Genomic DNA, 2,550 nt, shown 5'->3' with positions numbered 1-2,550 from the left:
GGTCCGGCTCGGCGACGCCGGGGCGGCCTGCCGGGACACCCGGGCGGCCCGCTGCCCGGTCGCCGGGCACCCCTGCCTGAGCGGCGTCGACCCCGCCCGGGTGGTCGCCGCCGTCCGCCGGCTCGCCCCCGGCTGAATCCACCCGCCCCCGCCCCGCCGCCGACGAGGAGAGAGATGAACGTACTGCTCTGGCACGTGCACGGCTCCTGGACGACGTCGTTCGTGCACGGGAGACACCGGTACCTGGTGCCGGTCACCCCCGACCGCGGCCCGTACGGGCTGGGCCGGGCGCGCACCTACGCCTGGCCGGAGAACGCCGTCGAGGTGACCCCGGAAAAGCTGGGACGGACCGACGTCGACCTGGTGGTCCTGCAACGGCCCGAGGAACTGGAGCTGGCCGAACGGTGGCTGGGCCGCCGGCCCGGCCGGGACCTGCCGGCGATCTACGTCGAGCACAACACCCCCAAGGGCGACGTGCCGGACACCCGCCACCCGATGGCCGGCCGGGACGACCTGCTGCTCACCCACGTCACCCACTTCAACGAGCTGTTCTGGGACAACGGCGGCACCCGCACCGCGGTCGTCGAACACGGCATCGTGCCGCCGAAGGTGGAGTGGACCGGCGAGCTGGACCGGCTCGCCGTGGTCACCAACGAGCCGGTCCGCCGCTGGCGGGTCACCGGCACCGACCTGATGCCGCGCTTCGCCGCGGTCGCTCCGCTGGACGTCTTCGGCATGGGGGTGGCCGGCCTGCCCGAGCGGACCGGGCTGCCGGCCGATCGGCTGGCCGCCCACGAGGACCTGCCGCAGGAGCGGATGCACGCCGAGGTGGCCCGGCGGCGGGCGTACCTGCACCTGTGCCGCTGGACGTCGCTCGGGCTGAGCCTGATCGAGGCGATGACCATCGGCATGCCGGTGGTCGCGCTGGCCACCACCGAGGCCGTGGACGCCGTGCCGCCCGACGCGGGGGTGCTCTCCACCCGGGTGGACACCCTGGTCGAGGCGGCCCGCTGGCTCGCCGAGGACCGCGACGCGGCGTACCGGCTGGGGGCGCGGGCACGCGAGGTGACGAAGGAACGCTTCGGGCTCGACCGGTTCCTCGCCGACTGGGACCGGCTCATGGAGGAGGAGACATGCGCATCGCGATGATTTCGGAGCACGCCAGCCCACTCGCCGTCCTCGGCGAGGAGGACGCCGGCGGGCAGAACACCCACGTGGCGGAACTCGCCACCGCGCTGGTCGGCGAGGGGCACGACGTCCGCGTCTACACCCGTCGGGACTCCACCGCCCTGCCCGAGGCGGTGGCCACCGCGGACGGCTACCAGGTGTGCCACGTGCCGGCCGGCCCGGCGCACCGGGTGCCGAAGGACGAGCTGCTGCCGTACATGGGCGAGTTCGGCAGCTGGCTGGCCGACACCTGGCGGCGCGGTGGCTGGACCCCGGACGTGGCGCACGCGCACTTCTGGATGAGCGGGCTGGCCACGGTGCACGCCGGGCGGCGGACCGGGGTGCCCACGGTGCTGACGTACCACGCGCTCGGCACGGTCAAGCGCCGGCACCAGGGCGCGAAGGACACCAGTCCACCAGGGCGGATCGGCTACGAGCGGACGCTCGGCCGGGCCGTCGACCGGGTGATCGTGCAGTGCGAGGACGAGGTCGCCGAGCTGGTCCGGATGGGTGTGCCCCGGTCCCGGATGGCGCTGGTCCCGTCCGGCGTCAACCAGGCGGTGTTCCGTCCCGACGGCCCGGTCGCACCGCGCGACCCGGCCCGCCCCCGCATCCTGACCGTCGGCCGGATGGTCGAGCGCAAGGGCTTCCTGGAGGTGGTCCGGGCGCTGCCCGCGGTGCCGGACGCCGAGTGCGTGGTGGTCGGCGGCCCGCCGGCCGACCTGCTGGCCGCCGACTCGTTCGCCCGGCGGCTGTCCGCGCTGGCCGAGTCGTGCGGCGTGGCCGACCGGGTGAAGCTGGTCGGCGCGGTGCCGCGCGAGGAGATGGGTGCCTGGTACCGCTCGGCGGACGTGCTGGTCGCCGCCCCCTGGTACGAGCCGTTCGGGCTCACCCCTCTGGAGGGCATGGCCTGCGGGGCGCCGGTGGTCGGCACCAACGTCGGCGGCATCGCCGACACCGTCGTGGACGGGCTCACCGGTGACCTCGTGCCGCCCCGGGACCCCCGCGCGCTCGGCACCGCGCTGCGCCGGCTGCTGGCCGACAAGGTCCGGCGGTTCGCGTACGGCACAGCGGCGCTGGACCGGATCCGCAGCCGGTACTCCTGGAAGCGCTGCGCCGAACAGCTCGGCGCGGTCTACGCCACGCTGACCACGGCCTCCCGACCGGCGCCGGCGGTGGCCTGATGAGCCACCACGACACCCTCGACGCCCACCTGTCCGGCCTGGCCGCGGCGCTGCTGCCATACCGGCGGGAGGCCGAGCGGCTGGCCGGCTGGGGCACCGAGCTGGCCTGGACGCTGGCCCGGGGCGGGCGGCTGCTGGTCGCCGGCAACGGCGGCAGCGCCGCCGAGGCCCAGCACCTCACCGCCGAACTCGTCGGCAA

2 protein-coding genes and 2 pseudogenes are annotated in these 2,550 nt (G+C 75.5%); all 4 read left to right on the top strand.

The window, feature by feature from the left end; all coding sequences use genetic code 11:
• Positions 1-136 (top strand): annotated as a pseudogene (locus tag B0E53_RS40475) (glycosyltransferase family 9 protein); the annotation flags it as partial.
• Between the two features lie 38 nt (positions 137-174).
• Positions 175-1,149 (top strand): glycosyltransferase, encoded by a 975-nt coding sequence (locus B0E53_RS35375; RefSeq protein ID WP_107079819.1) that lies wholly within the window; start codon positions 175-177, stop codon positions 1,147-1,149.
• On the top strand, positions 1,134-2,351 hold the full coding sequence (locus tag B0E53_RS35370; protein ID WP_107079818.1) for a glycosyltransferase: 1,218 nt from the start codon (positions 1,134-1,136) through the stop codon (positions 2,349-2,351). Before B0E53_RS35375 ends, B0E53_RS35370 begins: the two co-directional genes overlap by 16 nt.
• A pseudogene (locus B0E53_RS35365) lies at positions 2,351-2,550 on the top strand (phosphoheptose isomerase); the annotation flags it as partial. The gene B0E53_RS35370 and the pseudogene B0E53_RS35365, both read left to right, overlap by 1 nt.

The organism is Micromonospora sp. MH33 (genome assembly GCF_003013775.1).
GTDB classification, from domain to species: domain Bacteria; phylum Actinomycetota; class Actinomycetes; order Mycobacteriales; family Micromonosporaceae; genus Micromonospora; species Micromonospora fulviviridis.
The sequence above is the reverse complement of the archived record's forward strand: the minus strand, read 5'-3'. Positions and strand labels throughout refer to the sequence as shown.